This is a genomic window from Haloarcula sp. JP-L23, assembly GCF_011602445.1.
GTDB classification, from domain to species: Archaea; Halobacteriota; Halobacteria; order Halobacteriales; family Haloarculaceae; genus Haloarcula; species Haloarcula pellucida.
In genome coordinates, this window is the sequence record NZ_CP050015.1 from 86,387 (window position 1) to 104,014 (window position 17,628).

The following is a 17,628-nucleotide window of genomic DNA, read 5'->3' on the forward strand; positions in this document are numbered from 1 at the left end:
GGAATCTGCGTGCCAGTCGTCAAAACTTCGCGGCGCGCACCGCCACATCGTGTGGAACGACCAGTACCAACTACGTGGCGGAACAATAATTATATATAGGTGGGCCAGAAAGAGGCTCGTGCAGAGTAAACATGACAAGCCAGCAGAATCGCCGAGCGTTTCTGAGAGGAATTGGTGCGGCCAGCCTCGGAATCGGACTTGCAGGGTGCAGTGGTGACGGTGGTAGTGAAGACGGTAGTGGCGGTGATACTCCATCTGGAGACGGGAGCACGGGAACTGGTTCCAGCGGTGACGGTAGTTCAGGTGACGTCCAGTTCGACCTCGACGCCATCGACCCACAAGGACTTGTTGGAAAGGGCCCCTATGGGGAAGAGCCGAACGCGCCGGAGTCTGTTGCACTCTCGGACTCCGAAGTATCGGAGGTACAAAGCAAGGAGTTCAACGTCGAGATCGTCTTCCACTTCAAAGGCGACACCTGGGTTCGTCTCCAGCGTGAAGCCATCAAGAAGCGTACGAGTGACTTAGGGATGAACATCACGGGCATCCACTACCCCGACTTCTCTGCCGAGAAGCAGAGCAACATCCTGGAGACGGTGGCCCAGAAAGACAATGTCGACGGCGTGTTTTCGATTCCGGTCGACACGGCGGCGACGACGGACGCCTATCAGGCGGTCCTCGACGCCGGCAAGGAAATCGTTTTCATGGACAACGTCGCCGAGGGATTCCAGCACCCGTCCGATTACGCGGGGCTCGTCGCGGCCGACAACCGCGGCATGGGAACCATCGGCGGGCGAATGATGACGGAACTCGTGGACTCGGGGAAGATTATCTTCCTCGAATTCGACGTGCCGTTCTACGTCGTCGACGAACGGGAGACGGGTGCCAAACAAGTTCTCCAGGAGAGCGGCGATTATGAGGTGAAGACATATGGATTCACCGACCCGGGGAAGGTGCTTCAGGTTGCACAGGACGCACTCACCTCGAACCCGGACGCTGCGGGGCTCGGGGCGCCGTGGGTGGACGCGCCGGGTGCACAGGCTATCCAGGCAATCCGCCAGCAGGGCACCGAAATTCCGGTCACGTCCTGTGACCTCGGGGAGAGGAGTGCCGTGTTGATGGCCGAGCAGTCCCCGCTCAAGGGCGTTGGGTCCCAACAACCGTATGCGCAGGGGCTTACCGAGGTCGATGTGATGGCCAAAGCTCTGCTTGGGAAGGAGACGCCGCCGTACATCGGCCTGCCCTCGCCACCGGTGGCCCGACAGAACCTCCTAGAGATGTACTCGGAGATACTGAAAGAGGAACCGCCGGAGACGGTCACGAAACACTTCCAATGAGAGGGTACTGATGGCGACGACATCTACCTCCGACATCGGGCAACTGGTCACAGAGAGACTCGGGCGATTGGGAGAAATCGCACTTCTAGTCGGTGCGATCGTACTTCTCGGTGGCATCTTCACGGCGACGAGCCCCGTGTTCTTTTCCATCGGGAACTTCGTGAACATCATCAGACAGACGGCTATCGTCATCGTTTTAGGGCTGGGAATGACCTACGTCATTATCAGCGCAGAGATAGACGTCTCCATCGGTGGCGTGATGGCGCTGAGTGCCGTCTCGGCAGGGTTAGTCATCAACGCTGTCGGTCCGTTCGCTGGCGCGGTCGTTGGTCTGTTGGTCGGCTTGGGCTTCGGACTGGCCAACGGCCTCGTGACGATTCGATTCGGTATCCCGTCGTTCATCGTGACTATCGGTACGCTGGGTATCGCCCGAGGGGCCGCGTTCATCGTCTCTCAACAACGGCCCATCATCGTGAGGAACGCCGCTTTCGAATCAGTGTTCGGCGGGACAGTCGGGCCAGTTCCGGTACTCATCCTGTGGGCGCTCGGACTGGCAATCGTCGCAGGTATCGCGCTCTGGCGAACCCGGTTCGGTCGACACGTCTACGCCACCGGTGACTCAGAGCAAGCGGCCCGGTATTCGGGTATCAACACGGACCGCGTGAAGATTATGACGCTCGCGCTAGCCGGGTTGGCCGCCGGCATCGCCGGATTGCTGTTCATCGGGCGACTCGGTGCGGCCCGCGCCGACATGGCCTCGGGCATCGAACTCGCGGTCATCGCGGCCGTCATCATCGGTGGCACCTCACTGTTCGGTGGCCGCGGGAGTGTCATCGGGACGATACTCGGTGCATTGCTCATCAGTGTCATCGATAACGGACTCACGTTGCTGGGCTTCGGTTCAAGTTGGCAACAGCTCATCCGTGGCGTCGTCATCATCGCCGCCGTCGCGCTCCGCGACAGGGACGAGGAGGGGAGCTTCCTATGAGCGCAGTCATCGAACTGGAACACATCTCGAAGCAGTTCGGGCAGGTACAGGCCCTCGAAGATGTCTCGTTCGGTATCGAAGAGAACGAGGTGCTGGCGCTGGTCGGTGACAACGGCGCTGGGAAGTCCACCCTCATCAAGATAATCAGCGGCGTCCTCCAGCAGACGAGCGGGAGTATATACATCCGCGGCGAGGAAGCAGAAATCGGCGACTACAACGACGCGGAGGCGCGGGGTATCGAGACGGTCTACCAAGACCTCGCTATCGCACCCAACCGGACAGTCGCACAGAACATCTTCCTTGGCAACGAGATACTGGAGAGTGGCCCGTTGGGAAAGCTACTCCGGTTCGTCGACGACGATCAGATGGAGCGAGAAGCCTCGGAGCTGCTCTCGCGGCTGGAACTGAACCTTGACCCGGGGAGTCCGGTCAAGAACTTCTCTGGTGGGGAACAACAGAGCGTCGCCATCGCGCGGGCGCTCCAGTCGGACCCGGACATCGTCATCCTCGACGAGCCGACCAGCGCGCTCTCGTTGGACGCAACCCAACGGGTGTTAGACCTCATCAAACGGCTCAACGAGCAGGACGTGACGATAATCTTCATCAGCCACAATCTAGAGGCGGTGTTCGACGTGGCCGACCGGGCCGCAATTCTCGCATCCGGCCGACTCGTCGGCGTTGAGGACCTGACCGACGTGACCGAGAACGAACTCGTCGGGATGATGATGGGCCGCGCCCGTCAGTCGGCCGACTAACAACGAATCGATACGTAACCAAACTATCAAAAAAGTAATAAGTATGTACACGAAATACGAAGGTGACTACCTATGAAAGGAGTCGTACTACCAGGCGATAAGGAAGCACACGTACAGGACTGGGACGACCAATCGCTCGGCCCGGACGAGGTCCGAGTCGATATCGGTGCGGCGGCGCTCTGTCGGAGCGACATGAGCCTCTACAACGGCGACCCGCTCGTCGGGAGTAAGCCCGCGGGTGCGGTCGTTCCTGGCCACGAACCTGCCGGTACAATATCGGAAGTGGGCGATAATGTCGACCACCTCTCCGAGGGCGACCGCGTCGCCATCAACTGCTTCGCGGGGTGTGAACACTGCGAATATTGCCTGCGAGGCGAACCGAACCTCTGTCCTGACGTCGAGATTTTGGGGTTCGACCGCCACGGCGGTGACGCCGAGGAACTCGTCACGCCGGCCTCGACCTGTCACCCGATGCCCGACGAGATGAGCATGGGTGTCGGCGCCATCGCGACGGACGCCCTCGGCAACCTCTGGAGCACGCTCAACGAGTGTAACGTCAACGGCACCGACACCGTGGGCATCATCGGCCTCGGGCCGATGGGCCTCGCTGGCGTCCTCAACGCGGACGCGATGGGGGCTGACGTCGTCGCATACGAACTCGTCGATCACCGTCGCGAAAAGGGTCTGGACCTCGGTGCCGAATACGCCGTCGACCCCGGCGAAGAAGACGCGCAAGAACGAACCGACGAAATTACGAACGGACGCGGACTCGACGTCGTCGTCGACTGTTCCGGCGCCCAACCGGGTATCGAGATGGGCTTCGGGCTGGTGAAGAAACACGGCACGTTCGCACAGATCGGCGAGACTGACGAAGTGACGCTCAATCCCAGCGACGACCTCATCCACAAGAAGGTCAACTACACGGGGTCGTGGTACTTCCGGAGCTACGAGTGGCCCGAAATTGCGGAGTTCATCGTCGAGAAAATCGGTAACGACCGCGCTGAGGAGATCATCTCCCACGAGTACGAACTCACGGAGGAGAACGTCCAGGAGGCGTTCAGGAAGTTCGATAACCACGAGACCCAGAAGGTCATCTTCACGCCGTAATCGACGCCACGTCGAACTAGTCGTCGGTATCGTGTCGCCGCGGACGTCTGTAGTGTGACGACCCGGTTTCGAATGCCCGACCCGCCACAGACCAAACATTTTTCATGTGTTGACATCCTGCATAACACTATGTCATATAGTGCCAACAGTGACCCAGATATGGTCCCAGACGACGTAGTGACGCTCGAACGCCACGGCGAGGACTTCACCACGATGTACGACACGTTCAACCCGTACGGCGACGCCGCCGAAGACTGGATCGAGACCATCGTCGACGACGTCTCCGAACTCGGCTTCAACTCGTTCGGACGGCACGTTCAGCGTGGTCAGGGACGAACAGTCCGAGGCCGGGTCGAAGGGGTACCACTTCGACACCGAAGAGGAAGTCGGCGAGGCGTATCGTCGGTACGTCCGGAAGAGCCTCGAACAGCCCTACATGCTTGGATGGCACCACTGTGGCGTCCTCGGACAATGGAACGACTCAGAGCGGGGGGACATCGAGACGAGCGAGACCGGATTCCTTGACCCCTATGAGAACGACTACACGGCCATCACGGACCGCATCAAGGAGGCAAACCAGATGGCCGATCGGTGGCACGCCGACGCGACCGACGGGGGTGCCTTGGATGACTGACGAGGCCACCGAGTCTGGTGTCGAGAGCAGTACCGCGCTCTCCAGTCTGCTCGCAGAACCGGTCGAACGGGAGATACTGACGGCACTGGTCGAGATGGCTGGGTCCGAACGCAATCCGTCGCAGATCTGCCAGCAGGCCGATATCGCCCTCGAAACCTTCTACGAACACGTCGACACACTGGAGGACACCGGTCTGGTGCGCTATACGTACGTCGTCGGTAACGGTCCAGTATACGAGGTTGAACGAACTGCCCTCGCCGATGGACTGCGTACGCTCGTGACGGACAACTCCTGACGGATACGGTCACGTCTCTCGTCCACCGATATCGTCCGAGTATGGACGAGCGACGGCGACCACAACGGACCCATCAGTAGAGGTCTTCGGGGATGTGCGACCCTTCTTCGAGTGGGTCGCGTGATTCGAGCGAGAACTTGACTTCGACGAAGTTCTTCGTCTGCCTGACCAGCGCCGGAACCTCTTCGGTGAAGTGGTCTTCTGTCAACAAAGAAAGGGGTCCGGAGACGGCGACAGCGCCGACGACGCTACCTTCCTCCGAGAGGATGGGAGCACCGACGCCGCGCATCCCCGGAACGTTCTCCTCGTCCTCGAACGCGATACCTTCCTTCCGAATGGTCTGGAGTTCGTCCTCCAACGTTGCTCGATCCGTAATCGTATTCTCGGTTTTGCCAGTGAGCGTGCCATCTAACAACCAGTCACGCTTCGCGTCGGACAGCTGGGAAAGGATGGCTTTCCCAGCGGCAGAGCTATGCAGCGTAATTTGCTTCCCGACGCTGAGGTTCGGCACCACGGAGTCTTCGCCGTCGGCAGTGTGGATACAGTACGCATACTCCGAGTCCATCGCGGTGAGGTAGGCGAAGTAGTTGCTCTTCTCGGCCAGTTTGTCTACTTCGTCGGCCCCGATAGCGTACAACTGGCTGTTCGTCTTGACGTACTCACCTAGCAGGAGGAATCGGAAACTCAACCGGTATTCTGTCTGCTGTTTCGTCACCATCCCCGTTTTGACCAGCGTCGAAAGCTGTTTGTAAACGCCGCTCTTGGACATCCCCAAATACTCGGATAGTTCTGTGACGCCGGCTCCGTCGAGATCTTTGAGTGCGTTGAGGACACCGACCGCCCGCTCAACAGCTTCGACCGTTTCAGCGGGCCGTGTGTCGTTGTCCATGATGTGTCGAAATTTGACTACCGGACTACTTAGACGTTCGGGACTCAGTGGTATATAATACTGCGTCACTGGCTACCTGCACACTGTTTCTGAGGCACCGAATATCGTGAGAGTTATTTTTTAGAGGGTTCTTGACGGGATACGATGCTAACCTACTCTCCCTCCGGATAATACAAAATTTCTCTCTATCTGTACAGACCTTATCAGATACTATATATCATATATCTGGAATATTAGCATTATAGTAGAATATTCGAATGTTTCAGCCCATATCTATCAATTATGATATCATATTTGCAGATCTGTATACTAAAGTAGCATAGATGACTTCAGAAGTTCGGCTTTCACTACGAATATATGAAGAATCTCACCCGATTCGACACGGGTATCGGCAAGTTAGAGACACGTCCACGCTACCTACCCGGTAGCATCTTGTAAAGCCGGGTCCTCGGTTTCGGGTAGTGAATCGATGTCTCCTCTCGGTCGTTCTTTTTATCTGTCGGTATCTTGTAACTGTGATCCCTCGAAGCGGCCCAGATCCGACTCAGTGGTCAGATGTCTGATCACCATCCCACGATTTACGCATCGTTGCAGGTAATCGATTGACTGGGTTGGGCCAGCACCGCCGGGAGCCGAGGGGAGGTGGCAGTTTGACTCCGAAGCAGACCGTATCACGCGTCGGTTGGAGAATACCTGCGTTCCCGGGCGACGTCGACAGCGAGGACTGTCTCCTCGTCTCGTCGAAAGCCCGGCCGTCGCGCAACCATCTCGGTCGCGACGACGTCCGGGTGCTGGTGTACACGGACTGGAGCGTCGTGAGGTCGAGGTCGGACGCTGGGTCGCGAGCGGCGACGTAGAAGCGTGGAGTGTAGTCATCGCGCTCGGTCGCAACGGCGCCGTCGGCGGTTGCCTCCCACTCCAGGATGCGGCCGTCGTCCAGGAAGTCGATAGTGTACGGCATCGTCAGGGGTTCGAGTCCGGTGGGGCGGCCTCCTGGTCATCGCTTGCTGCGACCGCGGCTTCGAGCTCCTCGAGGCGTTCTTCGTGGTCGTCGAGGCGGGCCTCCTGTTCGAGATCGATGCTGAGCAACGCCGGCAGCAGCGGATTCTGGTGGTTCAACAGCCCGCTCGCGTCAGCGTGTTCGCGGGCGTACTCGAACAGCCGGTCGAATCGCGACTGGTCGCGACGACGGAGTGCCCGGCGGAACTCCGCCCAGCGCTCTTCGATGGCTCGCAGCGCATCTCGGTACGTCGGGTTCGTGCGCCCCATCGCTATCGGCCTCCTGTCCCGGTTGCGGTCCACGCATCGAGCAGGGGGTCCGCAGTGGCCGACACCGTCTTACCGTCACCTGTGACGCCCGTCCCGACATCCTCCGGAGTCGGCGTCGACGGCGCCGGCGTCGTCGGTTCAAAACAGATCCTCGAACAACGAGAAACGGTCGTCGATCAAGGTGTCATCTCGATGTGTGCTGCCTACGGTGCGAAGGACTCCGGTGACGCTCGACAGGCGCTGGACTTGCTCCTCGAGGCGGGCGACCTCGCTCGTGAGCGGGACGACGCTGGTACCGATATGTGTACGGTTCTTCGGCGTAAGTGCTCGTCAACGCGTTCATACCTCCCTCCACTCTATACGACAGTATGCGTGAACTCGTCTTCGCCCTCAAATATGCTCCAGGCAACAACGCTATTGCCGACATCCTCGCAGACAACCCGGAGACAAAGATTCGCTCTCTCTCCTGCCACGTCAGTGCGAATAACCTCTGGCGCGTCGATCACGTAACGGGTGGTGAGCGAGCACTCGACGAACTCACCGAAACCGTTGCCAACGCCGAGTACTACACTGACTGTCTCGCTCGCCGCGACTGCGAGGCTGATTGGGAAACCCAAGTCCTCGACCGCACTGACGACGCGCTCGTCCTCTACTCGTACTGGTCACGAACGCCCTCTTGCACCTCCATCCCGCATCTCGCCCTCGAACACTTCGGTGAGGGCCTCATTTTCCAGACGACATGGGTCGGCCATCGCTACGAGTGGCGCATCATCGCCCCAGACGACACCTCCTATCACTCCTTCCGCAATGCTATCGAGGACGAGATCGGCGACACCACGGGCGTCACATTCGTTCGAGTCGGCGACACAGACGACGCCACCCCAGACGACGGCAGTCCCTCGCTAACGCCGGAGCAGGATGCTGCCATGCGGGCCGCCGTCCAGCACGGATACTACAAAACCCCCCGTGAGATCGAAACCTACGAACTCGCCGAGAAACTCGACATCCCCGGGTCGACGCTCTCCTACCGGCTCCGCCGTGCCGAAGCACAACTGGCCGACGCCTACGTAACTGACCACGCCCACTCTCCTCATCTCTCCTCTCCTGACACCTAACTGAGTTTGGTACACACCAACCGAAGGGGCTTGTCTTCTGGGCGCGTCCAGACATACAATGAGTACGAACGCTCCCGGTTCGGATGATGTCCAATCCCGAACCGTGAACCTCGATGTGCCGGGAATGGATTGTCCCTCCTGCGCTGAAAAGATCGTCAACAGCGTCTCGAAACTCGACGGTGTCGTCGCCGTCGAGCCGCAGGTGATGACCGGCATCGTCCACGTCAAGTTCCTTCCCGAGAAAGTCGAAGTGGATGCCGTCGTCGAACGAGTGCAGGCCGCCGGCTACGACGTTGAGTCGCGCGACGACTTCCAGACCGAACGATTCGACGTTCCCACGATGGACTGTGCGTCCTGTGCCGGCAAGATCGAGAACGCTCTCGACGGCGTCAAGGGAATTATCGAACGGGAAACTCTCCCGACGACCGGCACCGTTATCGTCACCTACGATCCGGCGCATACTTCTCGTGGCGACCTTGTCGCCGCTATCGAGAGTGCAGGCTATGAGGTCGACGAGACCGGGCCGGATCTAGCGGAGGGCGATCTTGTCGAGGAGAGCCGAGCGCGAGACGTGTGGCTGAGCCCCCGCGCACTCAAGACGTGGATCGGGGGCGGACTGTTGCTCGCTGGCCTCGTGCTGGAGTTTCTTCTGTCGGGACTCGACGTGACGCTGCTCGCACTCCTTGGACGGGAGTTCGGCACCGCTGAACTGCTCTACTTCGCCGGCGCGGTGATAAGCGGTGAGGAAATCCTCCGGAACGGCTACTACTCCGCCCGGACGCGTTCGCTGGACATCGACCTCCTGATGAGTCTCGGTATCCTGGGTGCAATCACCGCAAGCGTCGTGTTCGGTGAGGCGCTCTACCTGGAAGCCGGGATGCTCGCCGTCCTGTTCAGCGTCGCCGAGTTGATGGAGGAGTATGCGATGGATCGCGCCCGTTCCTCGCTCCGCGAGCTGGTGGATCTCTCGCCGACGACCGCGACGGTCCGCCGTGACGGCGAGGAGACGACCGTCCCTGTGGAGGAACTGCGCGTCGGTGACCACGTCATCGTGCGTCCCGGCGACCGGATTCCCGCCGACGGCACGGTCGTGGAAGGTGAGAGTGCTGTCAATCAAGCACCGATCACTGGTGAGAGCGTTCCCGTAGACAAGACGGACGGCGACGAGGTGTATGCCGGGACGATTAACGAGGAAGGCTATCTTGAAGTCGAGGTGACGGCTGAGGCAGAGGATAGCACGCTCGCCCGCATCATCGAACTCGTCGAGGACGCACAGCGGGACAAGACCGAACACGAACAATTCGTTGACCGCTTCGCCGGCCAGTACACCCCAGTGGTCGTCACGCTAGCGGTACTCACCGCCGCCGTGCCGCCACTCCTCATCGACGGAAACGTCTCGCTCGGCATCGCTGGACAATCACTCGTGTTTGTCGGCGACTGGGCGACGTGGTTCAAGCGCGGGCTGGCACTCCTTGTCCTCTCGTGCCCGTGTGCGCTGGTCATCAGCACGCCTGTCAGCGTCGTCTCCGGCATCACCAGCGCCGCGAAGAACGGCGTTCTCATCAAAGGCGGGACGCATCTCGAATCTGTCGGGACGGTGAAGGCCGTCGCATTCGACAAGACGGGAACGCTCACGTACGGCGAACTCACCGTCACTGACGTCGTGCCCACCGGTGGCGAGTCCCGGGAATCAGTGCTGTCTGTGGCGGCGAGTCTGGAGGCCCGCAGCGAACATCCAATCGCAGAAGCAATCGTAGAAGCTGCTGACAAGGAGGGGGCGGAAACCAGCGATGTCTCCACGTTCGAGAGCCTGACCGGGAAAGGTGTCCGGGCTGACCTCGACGGCGAGACGTACTTCGCCGGGAAGCCCGCTCTGTTTGAGGAGCTGGGTCTTTCCCTCGACACCGTGCGCGTCGCGTCCGATGGCGGCATCGCTGTCGAGGACGACAGCAGTAACGAGACCGCCGCCGCTGGCGGCGAAACCATCGAAGAGTTGCAGGCCGACGGGAAGACCGTCATCCTTGTCGGAACCGAGAAACAGATCGTGGGCATCGTCGCGGTGGCCGACGAAGTACGTCCGGAGGCAAAGCGGACGGTCGGCCGACTCCACGACCTCGGTGTCGAACGCGTCGTGATGCTGACCGGCGACAACGAGGTAACTGCGCGAGCAGTCGGTGAGGCAGCGGGCGTCGACGACGTGCGGGCCGAATTACTGCCCGAGGAGAAGGCCGAGACAGTGGCCGCACTTGACGAAGAGTTCGGCGGGGTAATGATGATCGGTGACGGGGTCAACGACGCCCCGGCACTTGTGGCGGCGACGGTCGGAGTAGCGATGGGCGCGGCAGGGACGGACACGGCAGTCGAGTCGGCAGATATCGCGCTGATGGGTGACGAACTGTCAAAGCTCCCGTACCTCTACGCGTTGTCCGGAAAGGCGAACGGCGTCATTCGGGAGAACATCTGGGCGAGCATCGGCGTAAAGGCGTTGTTGGCGGTCGGTGTTCCGTTCGGACTGGTGAACGTCGCAGTCGCCGTCGTCATTGGTGACATGGGGATGAGCCTCGGCGTGACGACGAACGCGCTCCGACTAGCGAGAATCAAACCTGACCGTTTCGAATAACGGTCTCGGTCGGAATCCGTCTCACCCTTGTGACCGATCTCGACGTGTTTTCAAATGGGGAGAAATCTTTCCTGAATACACCCCTGTATCTTGCATACCGATTCTGACAGATGCTATAGAGTTTGAGCCAAGCGTGCAAGATACAGGGAATTGATTAAGCAATTTGTCAGAGCAATAATCTGGGCTCAAAGCCATGTGTTCAGACACCAGCAACTCAGAGTGAAATAGTGGTGCTGTCTACTTGTGAATCAGTTCTCACCTGCGAAGTGAAGCGATTTGTCCCTCCCTTCGGTCAGTGCTTTTTGATTCGAGCGGGCATCATCGCTCCACAATCAGGACACTCGTAGGTGTGAGAATCAGCAAGGACGTGGATGAGCCAGTCGTCATTAATACGACTTTCGTAACTGCACTCAGGGCAATAGAGTATCGCCTTGTCGAGCGGTTCTCGTTCAGGAGTGGAAATGGAGGGCGTCATTTCTGTATCTTCTCTTCGGACGGGGATAACCATGTCGCACTTCAGCCCGAGTGCTGACTCGTCAGCGACGGTGAAAATGATGGTACCGGAGACGAATTGAGCAGTTTGCAGACTTAGTGAGCAGTGGATACACCACCGAGTCGGTGAAGGAAACGAAGTCGTCTTGCTGACGACATACTCTCTACTCATTAAATCGGCTGAACGTGGAGGAGACCTGCTGGAGGTCTCTCGATTGCGTTGATACAATCATGTTCTGCTCTGCAACGCTGGCTTACTCCGGCTGTCGCTGTATGTTCCGATTTACGCGGAACACGTTCTCTGGATCGTACTTCTCTTTGATCTCGGTGAGTCGGTCGTAGTTGTCGCCGTAGGTCGCTTCAATGCGCTCGTGCCCCTCGTCGGCGGTTTGGAAGTTGATGTAGTTGCCGCCAGTCGAGTAGGACCGGAGCTGTTCCCACACATCGCGGACCCACTCACGATACTGGTCTCCCTTGGGGTCGTCGGGCTCCCACATGGCCAACGGGAATAACGCGAACCGGGCGTCGCGATTATTGACGGCCCCATCATCTAAGTCGTGTTCATTGAGGGCCCCGGCGATGTGCATGATAACCATCTCGCCCGGGGCAGGGCTCTCTGTGAATCGGTCCCGCATCGTCGATAGTAGGTCGTCGCTCAGCTCAGGGACGAATTCGGACTTCATGTAGTAGTGCTTGCCCTTGGGGAGGATCGCGTCGAGAAGCGACTGCATCCCTGTGTAGGGCCGCTCCTGAAGGAGATCCACAATGGGATCCTCCAGCGCTTGAATCGGGGCGAGCGCCTCGTCGGCGCCGTCCAAGTCACCGCTATAACAGACGATCATGGCGCAGATGCGTTCACCGTGCCACTCTTCAGGGACGAACGGTGCTGGCGGCGCTCGCCGCATGTTCAGGAATACCGTAAGTTCGCGGGACGCGTCAGCAGTGAGCGCCTGGTAGGTCTCAAGAATCTCGTCAGCCCGCTCGAACGGCCAGGCGATGAGCCCGCCGAAGACGGTCGGGCCGACTTCGTGCAGTTGGAAGGTAAATGACGTGACAACGCCGAAGTTGTGGCCGGCGCCGCGGATCGCCCAGAAGAGGTCCTCGTTTTCCTCGCGGCTGGCGCGGCGGACCTGCCCGTCGGCGGTGACGATCTCGACTTCGCGTAAGTTGTCGACCGTCCAGCCGAACCGACGAGTCAGGTAGCCGAAGCCACCGCCGAGCGTCAGGCCGGCCAGGCCGGTCTCGGAGACGAAGCCTCCCGGTGTCGCCAGGCCGTGAACCTGGGTTTCCCGGTCGAGATCACCGAGGAGACAGCCGGCTTGAGCCGTCACAATCTGCTCGCCGGGATCGACGATGACTCCACGGAGGCGAGACATGTCGATAGTCAGGCCATCGTCAGATAGGGCTGTCCCAGCGATGTTGTGGCCGCCGCCCTTCACCGAAAACAGGAGGTCGTTATCGCGGGCGAAATTCACCGTAGCCACGACATCGGCTGTCCCCGTCGGCTGGACGACGAGCGCGGGCGTTTTCTCGACCATGCCGTTCCAGATGCGCGTCGCCTCCGCGAATCCCTCGTCCTCGGGAGAGAGGAGCGGACCGCGCAGGTGCTGCCGAAACTCTTCAAGGGTTTCTTCGATCAGCGTGGTCGTAGTCCCGTCTCGGGTGGCGATGGTGGCTCGAGTCATGGTGCTAAGGGCATACTTGAAGTCCCATCGGCGGAGGTGACTGTTTCTATTTCCCTACCTCCATCTGGTGGTGTTGCATCTGTCATTGGATGGTTCATCCCTATCCTCTATGCGATACAGTCACATAGCGTCATTGCCTGAAATACCCCGCTGTCCGCATAGGACCGCGACTAACCAAGAGTCGGTGAACGATTAGCGTCCTCTATGCAGCACGACCGTTGAAACATATCTCTGCGTGAGGGTTTCAACAAGGCCAACCAAACACAATATACAGCCCCACAACCGCTGAAATCTATGAGTGTGTTAGCGTGGTTTGGTATGTTCTTGGATAGATTATTCTCCTCCTGATACACTCACCTCTGACCCGCTGACGACAGTGTCAGCAGAATCGGTAGCAGCGTCAGCGTTCGTGAGCTGGTCAAGCTCCGTAGTCGCATCCTGACGGTTTCCTCGGACGGGTTTTCACCGTCGTCATCGGTGACACTGACGCTGACATTCTCGTCAGCGGCGGTGGCGACTGCTCGAGATAGGTCTCCCACGTTTCCCGGCCGACGGAGAGCGTGTAGCCGTCCTCGATGGACTGGCTGAACATCGTGTGTTCACAGTCCTGCTTGGCACACTCACACTCTTCGCCCGGGAAGTAGGACTTTCCAACGACGTGGTCCATGGCCCTGTCGACGGTTATACTCGCGTCACTCGACGGAAGGTCACCGTCGGAATCGAGTATCTGACGGGCGCGTTTGCCGCCCATCTTGTACTTCCCGTGAGAGAGTTCGACACCGGTTCCGTCTTGTCGGGGTCGAGCTTCTGAATGAACCGCCGAAAGAGGCGAACACCTCTTCTGACATTCGCTGACAGCGACGTGTCAGCGCCGTCCTGAAAGTCCGCCAGCTTCCGGTGGAGCTTCAGCATCTTCGACCGGGCCGCCTGACTCGGCACCGATTGGCCGTTCGAACCACGAGGCCCTGTGACAGCACCTCGATGACGGTTCCGTGTTCGTCGACGACGGCATCGACCTCGTGCTTGGACATCTCCGGGGCCGGATTCCCGAACACGGTTCTATTGAGACGTCTCCGTGCCTCGTTGTTGCCGTCGATGACTTTCCCGACAGGAATTCCGCCGATGGACAGGTTCTCGATATCCGTTCCGTCACCGCGGAACAGGACCGATTCCTGTGCTTCGACCACCGACTCAAGGTCGTCGACGCGGTCTCGAAGTGCGCTGTTTTCACCCTCTAGTTGCGAGATGCGCTTTTGCTGGTCACGGAACATCGACAGCAACTCCTCGGTGGTGATCTCTTCGCCAGCATCAGCGCCTTGTGATGTGGACGGCTCCACGCTCATCGCTCACCTCCAACGAGCGCGTAGGCGCAGTCTCTCCCGGAGACCTGACGGACCACGGTGAGCGTGCCGTTGTCGACTGTCGTTTCGCCTGTGCGGCCTTATCGGGTTGGTTGACGGGCGAGGGTGATACAACACAGGGAGTCATACAACGGTTCACATACCCTCGATAGCGGTGAGCAGCCAGTACAGAGCAAGTAGTGTTCAAACCGTCATTCAGATGATTATCCCGACTTCGCGTTTCCGATGGTGTGAGGCCATCATCTATCTATCACCAACGGCGTCAAGATATGCGTCGATGATGCAGCTCTTTCGGTGAGCCACGTGGAGATGGATACGGAGGTCGTTCTGGGTCTTGCATCGCAGTTCGCAGAGAGGGCAATCGAACCTGGTTAATTGCTTCATGTGATGTAGTAACATATGGTCGACAATATGCATATCGGCCCTCAGAGGGAGTAACACTCCGATTCGATACGGATGTATGCCTACTGAATACTCAGTACAGAGAATCTACAGATTGGCTCAAAGAGGCGTCAGTCGAATTCGTTCTCGCTATTTTCTTGGGGACGATATCGATAGCCACAGGTAGAACATCGATATACTGGCCGCCATCCTCCTCCCGTGGTATACCGCTTCTGAAACGAGTTCTGTGCCCCGCACTCGGGACAAATCGTGGGAGGGGTAGGGCTTTTGCTCACACAACGAGAGATATACTGAGTGTCAGTAAGCCTTCCTCCAAGAATGGTCAGTTCGCAATTTAACTGAGCGGCTGATTCGTGGCGTCATTAGCGGAAAGAACAGGCTGTTGCTCCGCGTCTAAAGTGCGCGTGTGGTTGGGACGGGGGTCTTTCAGAGCTAACCAACAAATGCACAGATTGCCTGTCACTGTTGGTTAGCCGTTTTCGACGTCGCCCGGTGTGAACAGCATGACGTCGTCGCGGTCCCGCCACTCGTCGCCTGCGATCCACTCGGTTTCCCGGTCGCAGAACTTCGTGTTTAGATCGAGCGCACGTCCCTGGAACGCACCCATCTTCGCGTAGATCTGGTCTTCGTCGTCTTTGTCGAAGAGAACCTGCACGATGAACAGGTCGTATTCGTCGCCCTGACACCACACGCCGAGTGCGCGGACTTTCCGTTTCGGTCCTTCAGCTGTCGAGATGGTGTTGGGGACTTGTCTTCGTCTTGCAGCGCACTCTCTGGTGTCGTCTCTGCGAGAAACTGGTTCACCTGTCCGTCAGCGCGCGACTGCTGGTGTCCCTCAAGCACATTTTCATAGACACGTTTCGGGTTCTGCAGAAAGAGAACGTATCTATCGGTCTCACCCCGAAGCTCGACGAATCCCAACAAGCGCCGGCTACAACGGTCCGGCCTATAGTTCGTCCGCTGTCTGGTTCTCAGACAGAATCGTTTCGGAGTCGGGCGTTTCGAAGCCCTCTCCGTCGTCGTCATCATCGACGTCAGGATCTGCCTCGAAGTGACTCATGTAGTACACTATACTACACCTGGCGTATTAGGCCTGTAGCTCACTGAATTGCTGGTGGTCTAGAACTCATTGGTCGGCTGACTGCGCAGGGAAGTGAATGCCACCTCCCCGCGGATGCTTGGAACGTGCCGGCTTTCACCCTCTTCAGGAATATATGTTACGGCTCTATTGAAACCCTCAATCGCTGATAGAAATCGGGTGCTGACGACACTGCTCAACGAAGTCGAGGAGACCGATTTCCATAAGCCAGAATCGACTTCCTCGGCTTCACCCTTCTACACCTATGAATTACGCTGATTAGATCGCTATTCAACACAGCACTCTCAATAACCGTGAAGATGTCTGGATTGTCCTCTCAATAACCGCCCACGTCTGCAAAGCACCGACCGCATTTACTAATCTCAGTGCTATCGATTGCCTGTTCAACGGTTATGATCCGTAACTGATCTCGACCTAGGTGCCGTGATACGCCACAATCCGTCTGGAAGTCCGATCCCCCGGTCTTAGGTTTATGGACTGTATTCGTAGTTTCGTTCAGAACAGCTTTCTTATAGGTTTCGCCAAGATTGTTGATCATAGCTACCATACCTCGGAGGGGCATAGATAGTCCCACTCCCTATGTGTCAAGGTCTGCTCTGATATCGTCTTTTGCTAGCCAGGATCATCCCCACTATTTCGAATTACCGTTCATGAAGTACTCTGATAACCTATCTACCGATTCATAACTCGATGGCTGGGGCCATTGACATTCGTTAACGATTGACGCAATATTTTTAAGTCGGTCTTGAGTACCTATCGAATTAAGCCATGGCGCAGAGTAAACCATCACCCACTACTGTATCTGAGGTGGAATTTGGCCTTCAGGACCCTCGTTATCCATTTGTCGGGGTCTCTCAGGAGGAATCATGCAGGTTTTATCTCGCTGATATGTTTCCTCGTCCAGATGGTCGGTATGCTGAGTACTTCCAGGTCAGGGGAGTTGAACCTGCTCGCGTCACGGCCTATGTGTCCACAACGGATACTGTAGACGTAACCGTCCTCACAGAATACGGTGACAGTGGCTGTTTGGAATTTCTTGTTTCAGGTGACTGTCCTGCCTTTCGACTCACTGAACTTGGAGCGCTGCCACGCGAGGTGCGCGGGATAGAAGGCGACGGTTGTATTAAAGCCGAAATTCCAACTGAGGAAAACCCATCGGAAGTCATTAACGTCTTTTTAGATGAGTACCCAGACGCTTGGTTACGCGCTAAACGGGAGAAGAACGGGATCGCTCCACGATTTTCTGACTCTGGCGTTCAAGAAGTGCTCCACAACCACCTTACAGATCGTCAACGCGAAATTCTCGAAAAAGCGCTTGAAGAGGGATATTATGACTGGCCACGTGAATGCACAGGAGAAGATATCGCTGCAGAGCTTAATATTACGTCAGCCACGTTCTCCGAGCATATTCGAGCCGCGGAACAAAAACTCTTCACGATGTTATTCAATGGTCCAGAGTCCAGCCAACTCTGATTCCGGTTATCAGTTGTTGCTAGTACGATAACTTTATTCAGTCGAACCCGTGGAATCAACCCGGCAGGTTCATTCAGGTATTGTCACTCTTCGTACTAGGCTTTTGCGGA

The 17,628-nt window shown here is 58.0% G+C and carries 15 protein-coding genes and 2 pseudogenes; 10 read left to right on the plus strand and 7 right to left on the minus strand.

Annotation, left to right across the window (positions count from 1 at the left end; all coding sequences use genetic code 11):
• The first annotated feature begins 131 nt into the window (after positions 1-131).
• The 6 genes from G9465_RS19210 (at position 132) to G9465_RS19235 (ending at position 5,113) form a co-directional block, all read left to right on the plus strand.
• Positions 132-1,334, plus strand: coding sequence for a substrate-binding domain-containing protein (locus G9465_RS19210; RefSeq protein ID WP_166973266.1), 1,203 nt, complete (start codon positions 132-134; stop codon positions 1,332-1,334).
• A 10-nt stretch (positions 1,335-1,344) separates the two neighbouring features.
• On the plus strand, positions 1,345-2,322 hold the full coding sequence (locus G9465_RS19215; RefSeq protein ID WP_166973269.1) for an ABC transporter permease: 978 nt from the start codon (positions 1,345-1,347) through the stop codon (positions 2,320-2,322).
• A complete protein-coding gene (locus tag G9465_RS19220) occupies positions 2,319-3,077 on the plus strand; it encodes an ATP-binding cassette domain-containing protein (protein WP_166973271.1) in 759 nt (252 codons plus the stop codon). Before G9465_RS19215 ends, G9465_RS19220 begins: the two co-directional genes overlap by 4 nt.
• A 72-nt stretch (positions 3,078-3,149) precedes the next feature.
• Positions 3,150-4,184: a zinc-binding dehydrogenase gene (locus tag G9465_RS19225; protein WP_166973273.1), complete on the plus strand. Its 1,035-nt coding sequence runs from the start codon at positions 3,150-3,152 to the stop codon at positions 4,182-4,184.
• Between the two features lie 322 nt (positions 4,185-4,506).
• Positions 4,507-4,818 (plus strand): hypothetical protein, encoded by a 312-nt coding sequence (locus G9465_RS19230; RefSeq protein ID WP_166973275.1) that lies wholly within the window; start codon positions 4,507-4,509, stop codon positions 4,816-4,818.
• Positions 4,811-5,113, plus strand: coding sequence for a helix-turn-helix domain-containing protein (locus G9465_RS19235; RefSeq protein ID WP_166973278.1), 303 nt, complete (start codon positions 4,811-4,813; stop codon positions 5,111-5,113). The genes G9465_RS19230 and G9465_RS19235 overlap by 8 nt, the downstream gene beginning before the upstream one ends.
• Positions 5,114-5,186: 73 nt before the next feature.
• Here the strand turns inward: G9465_RS19235 and G9465_RS19240 are convergent, their stop codons facing one another.
• The 3 genes and pseudogenes from G9465_RS19240 to G9465_RS19250 all read right to left on the minus strand — a co-directional run bounded on the left by G9465_RS19240 (position 5,187) and on the right by G9465_RS19250 (position 7,271).
• A complete protein-coding gene (locus G9465_RS19240) occupies positions 5,187-6,002 on the minus strand; it encodes an IclR family transcriptional regulator (protein WP_166973280.1) in 816 nt (271 codons plus the stop codon).
• Positions 6,003-6,685: 683 nt separating this feature from the next.
• A pseudogene (locus G9465_RS19245) lies at positions 6,686-6,963 on the minus strand (DNA polymerase I); the annotation flags it as partial.
• 2 nt (positions 6,964-6,965) lie between these two features.
• On the minus strand, positions 6,966-7,271 hold the full coding sequence (locus G9465_RS19250; RefSeq protein WP_166973282.1) for a hypothetical protein: 306 nt from the start codon (positions 7,269-7,271) through the stop codon (positions 6,966-6,968).
• 147 nt (positions 7,272-7,418) lie between these two features.
• Between G9465_RS19250 and G9465_RS26320 the strand changes: the two are divergent.
• The 3 genes and pseudogenes from G9465_RS26320 to G9465_RS19265 all read left to right on the plus strand — a co-directional run.
• Positions 7,419-7,559 (plus strand): annotated as a pseudogene (locus G9465_RS26320) (cell division control protein Cdc6); the annotation flags it as partial.
• Positions 7,560-7,639: 80 nt separating this feature from the next.
• On the plus strand, positions 7,640-8,386 hold the full coding sequence (locus G9465_RS19260) for a helix-turn-helix domain-containing protein (RefSeq protein WP_166973284.1): 747 nt from the start codon (positions 7,640-7,642) through the stop codon (positions 8,384-8,386).
• 58 nt (positions 8,387-8,444) lie between these two features.
• A complete protein-coding gene (locus tag G9465_RS19265; protein WP_166973286.1) occupies positions 8,445-11,006 on the plus strand; it encodes a heavy metal translocating P-type ATPase in 2,562 nt (853 codons plus the stop codon).
• 746 nt (positions 11,007-11,752) lie between these two features.
• On the opposite strand, the gene G9465_RS19270 is transcribed toward G9465_RS19265, so the two are convergent.
• From G9465_RS19270 to G9465_RS19285, 4 genes are all read right to left on the minus strand, one after another.
• Positions 11,753-13,183 (minus strand): FAD-binding oxidoreductase, encoded by a 1,431-nt coding sequence (locus G9465_RS19270; RefSeq protein ID WP_166973288.1) that lies wholly within the window; start codon positions 13,181-13,183, stop codon positions 11,753-11,755.
• Positions 13,184-13,601: 418 nt separating this feature from the next.
• The gene (locus tag G9465_RS19275; protein WP_166973290.1) at positions 13,602-13,934 is read right to left on the minus strand and encodes a hypothetical protein; all 333 of its coding nucleotides are present in this window, start codon (positions 13,932-13,934) and stop codon (positions 13,602-13,604) included.
• Between the two features lie 154 nt (positions 13,935-14,088).
• Positions 14,089-14,526: a hypothetical protein gene (locus G9465_RS19280; protein WP_166973292.1), complete on the minus strand. Its 438-nt coding sequence runs from the start codon at positions 14,524-14,526 to the stop codon at positions 14,089-14,091.
• An 889-nt stretch (positions 14,527-15,415) separates the two neighbouring features.
• On the minus strand, positions 15,416-15,637 hold the full coding sequence (locus G9465_RS19285) for a hypothetical protein (RefSeq protein WP_166973294.1): 222 nt from the start codon (positions 15,635-15,637) through the stop codon (positions 15,416-15,418).
• Between the two features lie 1,176 nt (positions 15,638-16,813).
• Between G9465_RS19285 and G9465_RS19295 the strand changes: the two genes are divergently transcribed.
• Positions 16,814-17,518 (plus strand): bacterio-opsin activator domain-containing protein, encoded by a 705-nt coding sequence (locus tag G9465_RS19295; RefSeq protein ID WP_166973296.1) that lies wholly within the window; start codon positions 16,814-16,816, stop codon positions 17,516-17,518.
• Positions 17,519-17,628: the final 110 nt, after the last annotated feature.